This is a genomic window from uncultured Limnohabitans sp., assembly GCF_937889215.1.
GTDB lineage: Bacteria > Pseudomonadota > Gammaproteobacteria > Burkholderiales > Burkholderiaceae_C > Limnohabitans_A.
The window spans coordinates 1-5,619 of record NZ_CALBEX010000447.1; the positions used below are offsets into that span (position 1 = coordinate 1).

The 5,619-nt window shown below is 59.7% G+C and carries 6 protein-coding genes; all 6 read right to left on the reverse strand.

Annotation, left to right across the window (positions count from 1 at the left end):
- Window positions 1-882 (reverse strand): alpha/beta fold hydrolase (locus tag Q0341_RS11370; protein ID WP_299513318.1); only part of this gene is annotated, 882 nt, incomplete at its 3' end.
- Entirely contained in the window at window positions 883-2,052 is a 1,170-nt protein-coding gene (locus Q0341_RS11375; RefSeq protein ID WP_299513319.1) for a pyridoxal phosphate-dependent aminotransferase, read from the reverse strand.
- A gap of 21 nt (window positions 2,053-2,073) precedes the next feature.
- A complete protein-coding gene (locus Q0341_RS11380) occupies window positions 2,074-3,015 on the reverse strand; it encodes a CysB family HTH-type transcriptional regulator (RefSeq protein ID WP_299513320.1) in 942 nt (313 codons plus the stop codon).
- Between the two features lie 35 nt (window positions 3,016-3,050).
- Window positions 3,051-3,446 (reverse strand): CbiX/SirB N-terminal domain-containing protein, encoded by a 396-nt coding sequence (locus Q0341_RS11385; RefSeq protein WP_299513323.1) that lies wholly within the window; start codon window positions 3,444-3,446, stop codon window positions 3,051-3,053.
- A complete protein-coding gene (gene lptG / locus Q0341_RS11390) occupies window positions 3,443-4,549 on the reverse strand; it encodes an LPS export ABC transporter permease LptG (protein ID WP_299513353.1) in 1,107 nt (368 codons plus the stop codon). Before lptG ends, Q0341_RS11385 begins: the two co-directional genes overlap by 4 nt.
- On the reverse strand, window positions 4,546-5,619 hold a 1,074-nt coding region (lptF, locus tag Q0341_RS11395), incomplete at its 5' end, for an LPS export ABC transporter permease LptF (protein ID WP_299513355.1). The genes lptF and lptG, both read right to left, overlap by 4 nt.

The window sequence follows — 5,619 nt, forward strand, 5'->3', positions numbered from 1 at the left end:
GGTGTTAATGTGCATGAGCCAATCGCACACCGGTTGCAGCGGAATGATGCGGTCGCGCAGGCCGTAAAGCACCAAGGCGCGTTGGGGTGGCAGGGCGGTTTGGGTTTGGGCACGGCCCATGAGTTCGGTCACCCCGGCAAGGCTGCCAACGCGGGTGGCCTTGATGAACAGAGGGTCGCGGCTCAAGTCGCGTGAAACGTCAATGTCGTCGGTGGGGCGGATGCCCAGTGAGGGCAGACCACGGCCAGTGAAACTCATGTCGGGTGCGACCAGATTCATGGTGAACAGGCTCAGGCGTTGGTACCAGGGCATGCTGTTCGCGCCCCAAACAGCGGGTGCTTTGAGGATCAGTCGGTCTGCGGCAAGGCCGGGCGCTTCGCTGGCAGCCACCAGCACCACCGCACCACCCATGCTTTCACCCACCACCGTGAGCGGCAGGCCGGGGTGGCGCTCGCGCAGCTGGGCTGCGATGTGGCGCAGATCAGCCAGCAGCGTGTCTGCGCCAGGCCAGATGCCGGGTCGCGGATTGGCGCCAAAGCCGCGTTGGTCGTAGGCGTACACGGTGGCTTGCAGCTCGGTCACCAAGTGCTGGGCGAGCGGATCAAAGGCTTTGCTGTAGTCGTTGAAGCCGTGCACGCCGAGCACAATGTGCCGGGGTTTAGGGCTGGCCCAAAACCTTCCGATCAGGCTTTGGCCTTCAGGCAAATCAAAGCGGGTGGGGCTGGATGGGACGGGATGACTGCCCCCAATTTTGTCGGGCAGCACTGGCGAGAGGGCTTGCGGGGCGGAGGCTGAACAGGCGGTCAGCAGCGCGAGGCCAGCGGTGGCGAGACCGCGCTGGAGAAGTTTGAAGGGCTGCAGCTTGGCTTTGTTCGCTGACACTCAAAGGCCTTGGAGTTTGTGCAGCGCAGCGTGCAAGGTTTCGTCAGTTTTGGCAAAGCAAAAGCGGATGACTTTTTGGTCGAAGCCGTTGCCATAAAAGGCTGAGAGGGGGATGGCGGCCACGCCGATCTCAGCGGTCAGCCATTGGCAAAAGTCTGCCTCGCTGAGGTTTCTTTCGGGCACTTGCAGGCCCGAGATGTCGGCACATTGGAAGTAGGTGCCTTCACCAGGCAAGAGTTTGAAGTGGGTTTGTGCCAAGCCCTTGCGAAACAGATCGCGCTTGCGTTGGTAAAACGCCGGCAACTCCAGGTAGGGTGCAGGGTCGGCCATGTAGCGGGCCAGGGCATGTTGCATGGGGGTGTTCACCGTGAACACCATGAACTGGTGCACTTTGCGCAGCTCGGCGGTGTAGTCTGCAGGCGCAGCGACGGTGCCGACTTTCCAGCCCGTGACGTGGTAGGTTTTGCCAAAGCTGGAGACGATGAAGGCGCGCTCAGCCAGGCCGTCGAAGTGTGCGGCGCTCCAGTGCTGCAAGGGGGCGTAGACCATGTGTTCGTAGACCTCGTCGCTGATGAGCACGATGTTGGTGGGGGCCAAAATCTCTTGCAAGGTGAGCATTTCCTCGCGGGTCCAGACCATGCCGCTGGGGTTGTGCGGGGTGTTGATCAAGATGGCTCGGGTGCGCTGGCCGATGGCGGCGCGGATGCGGTCAAAGTCGGGCCGAAAGCTCCCTGGGGTCAGGGGCACGCGCACCACGCGGCCGCCTGCCAACTCGATGTTGGGCACATAGCTGTCGTAGCAGGGCTCGAGCACGATGACTTCGTCGCCAGGGTGCACGATGGCCAAGATGATGGCGAGGATGGCCTGGGTGGCACCGGCAGTGACTGTGATTTCAGTGGCCGGGTTGTAGGATCGGCTGTACAGGGCTTCGATTTTGGCGGCCACAGCTTCGCGCAGCGGGGCCACGCCGGGCATGGGCGGGTATTGGTTGAGGCCTTCGCGCATGGCGTCGCCCACCAAGTCGGTGAGTCGGGGGTCACACGGAAAGTCCGGAAAGCCCTGGCCGAGGTTGACGGCTTTTTTTTCGGCCGCCAGGGCGGACATGACGGTGAAGATGGTGGTGCCCATGTGGGGCGCTTTGGAGACGAGGGCAGGGGTGCGGACGTTCATGGCAAAGACAGATGGCGGTGTTCAGAGTTCGTAGTCGTTGTTGTGCCCGTTCATGGCACGGGCAATGAGTGGTGCGGTGAGCCGGTCGCTCAGCAGCTCGGCAAACTGGTAGACAAATTGGCGCAAATAGGCGCCACGCTTGAAAGCGACACGAGCCACGTTCATGCCCAGCAGTTGGCCCAAGGGTCGTACAGCCAGGTCTTTGATCGGGTCGTCTTGCACGGCCATTTCGGCCACGATGCCGATGCCCAGCCCCAGCCTCACATAGGTTTTGATGACGTCGGAGTCGATGGCTTCGAGGGCGATGCGAGGGGTGATTTTTTTGGCTGCAAAGGCATGGTCAATGCGGGTACGACCAGTGAACGAGGGGTGATAAGTGATGAGGGGTTCGCTGGCGATGTCCTCGAGCGAGAGGTGGCTTTTGCTGGCCAGCGGGTGGTCCATCGGCAGCACCAAAACGTGTTGCCATTCGTAGCAGGGCAGGGTCACCAGGTCTTCGTAGGCCGCCAAGGATTCGGTGGCGATGCCGATTTCGGCCGTGTCGTCGAGCAGCATTTTGGCGACTTGGTCCGGGGCGCCTTGGTGCAGGCTGACGTTGACCTTGGGGTACTGTTCTCGCAGTTTGGCTACCGGCAGAGGCAGCACGTAGCGCGCTTGGGTGTGGGTGGTGGCAATCGACAGGGTGCCGCTGTCTTGCGCGCTGTATTGTTCGCCGATTTTGCGCAAGTTGGCCACTTCACGCAGGATCAGCTCGATGCTTTGCAGCACATGCTGCCCGGGTTCGGTGATGCGTTTGAGCCGTTTACCGTGCCGGGCAAAGATGTCGATGCCCAGCTCTTCTTCGAGTTCGATGATGGCTTTGGAGACCCCTGGCTGCGAGGTGTGAAGGGCTTTGGCGGTTTCGGTCAGATTCAGGTTGCGGCGGGCGGCTTCCTGGACGAAACGAAATTGGTGCAGGTTCATATGTTTATCGTTATATGGATGGCCTGCATTATGCTTTAAAGGTCTGACTCTGCCGATCCGACCGCGATTTCGGCCATGAGTGCCGTCATGGCAGGGTGTTCACCGATGGCGGGCAAGAGTTCAAATGACATTTGCGGGTAGGCCTCGGTCAGGCCTTGCACCAGTTCGGGCAGGTCTTCGCGGGCGTGTCGGCCAACGCCCAAAAACATGGGCACGATGCGCACATGGGCCACGCCTTGTTTCATCAGCGCCTCCACGGTGTGGGGCAGGTCCGGCTCGGTCAGCTCTAAAAAAGCCACGGCCACAGGCAGGCCAGGGTGCTGCGCACGCATGCGCTGGGCCACGGCGTCAATGGGCAAGCGCCAAAGCGGGTCACGGGAACCATGGGCGAACAAAATCACGCCGCTGGGCTGAGTCAAGGAGTTTGTCATCGTCTTAAAACCATCCACCAAAAAGCAGCCAATGAGATGGCACTGTAAATAAGCGCAGGCGCAGCAGCGGTCAGCAGGGGCTGCCAGTTTTGCAGGTTGCCAACAAAGTTGAACACGTTGTTGAGCAGCGAGAAACTGATGCCCGCGAGCACGCCACTAAAAACATGACCGGCGATTTGCCCCGAACGAAAGTGCAAATAGGCAAAGGGCAGGGCCAGCACCAACATAACCAAGCAGCTCAAGGGATAGAACAATTTGCGCCAAAACTCAATTTCGTAGCGCTGGGCGTTTTGGTTGTTGGCTGAGAGGTGGGTCATGTAACCAAACAGCTCCCAAGTGCTCATCCGGTCGGGACTGAGCACGGCTGCGGCCACCATGTCGGCGCTGATGTCGGTGGGCCAAACTTTGCTTGCGAGCGAAACCGCGCTGAACTGCGCCGGATTGGTGGCGCTGGGCTTGAGGATTGTTTTCTCTTGCACGTCGCTCAGCTGCCATTGGCCTGGCTGGATTTGCGCTTGCCGGGCCGTGGTGATGCTCAGCAACTGGCCTTGGTCGTTGAAGGCATGGATGCGCACATTTTGCATCTGCCCTATGCCATCAAAAGTGCGCACGTTGACCGCGAATTGTTGGCCGCCTTGTTTTTCTCGCAACCAAGCCCCGGTTTGCCCAACCGTCAGCTGGCCCAAAAACGGGGCTTTGATTTGCTGCGCTTGTCGCTCTGCCCAGGGTGCGGCGTAGTCACCAAAAAAGAAGGTCAGGCCGACAAACACCAGCCCCAGCTTGAGCAGCAAAGACAGGGCCATCCAGGGCTCCAGCCCCCCTGTGCGCAAGATGGTGAATTCAGAGCTTTGGGCCAGTCGCGCCATGACAAAGATGCTCCCAATCAGGACCGAGATGGGCAGCAATTCACGGAGATGGTCAGGGGTTTTGAGCGCAATGTACAACAGGGCATGCTGGAGTTTGTAGCCCTGCGCGGCGTGGCGTGACAAGGCCTGCAGCTCGTCGAGCAGGTCAAAAAACAGAAACAAAGCCAGAAAGCCCACAGCCACGAAGAGCACGGCACGGATGATTTCGCCGTAAAGCAGATGGCGAACGGTTTTCATGGGTTGGCCCCCTTTATGGGGCGCACCACCGGGGCCAGATACCGCCAACTCCAGTTGATGTGCCGCAAAGCGAGCCAGAGCAAAGCCAGGGCCATGACACCGCCGTGCAGGAGCAGCACAAAGGGCAGGGCACCGATACGGCCTGCGCTGATCCAGTTTTGACCCACGGTGAGCAGGTTGTAATAAACCACAAACACCAAGAGCGCCAAACCCAAGTGGTAACTGCGCCCGACACGGGGGTTCACGGCCGACAGTGCCAAGGCCAGCAGGACCAGGTTGGAAGCGGTGAACATCAAGCCAATGCGCCAAGTCAGCTCGCCTTGGTTGGTGAGGGTGGGTTGTCCGATCAGTTGCCAAGTGGTGCTTTGTCGGCTGCTGCGTTCGGTGTTGGTGGGCACAAAGTTGGCGTCGATCAGCAGTTGGTAGCGGTCAAACTGGGTCAGGCGTGTTTCGCCAGTAACCAGATCTGTGAGCCATTGTTGGCCGTTCTCCAGAAACAAGAACCGGTCGGTGCCCACAAACTCCACCCGGCCGCGCGAGGCGGTGGTAACACTTTCGAGCTGGCCGTCGCGGCTGGAGACGAACACATTGTTGCCGTTGCTCTCACCAGGGCTGTCTTTGTCAATGAAGAAAACACGGTTACCGCCGGCCGACTCTTGGAACTGGCCGGGTGCGATGCGCTCAACGTCGTTGCGTTTTTCAAAGCGCTGACGGAGATCTTGAATTTGTTGCTGACTCCAAGGCCACACGAACAAGGCCAGCAAGGCAATCACGAGCAAGATGGGCCAAGCAAAACGAAACAACGGTCGGATGAACTGCCCCAAGCCCTGACCGCTGGAAAACCAGATGACCATTTCGCTGTCAGCGTACATGCGCGACAAAGTGGCAACACAAGCAATGAACAGGCTCAAGGTCATGATGGTGGTCATCTGCCCCAGCACGCTGAAACCCATGACCAACATGACCTCAGACGGGTTCACGCTGCCACGGCTGGCCAAACCCAGCGTGCGGATCAAAATGATGGTCATCACGATGGTCACCAGGATCACCAGCGTGGCGCCAAAATTGCG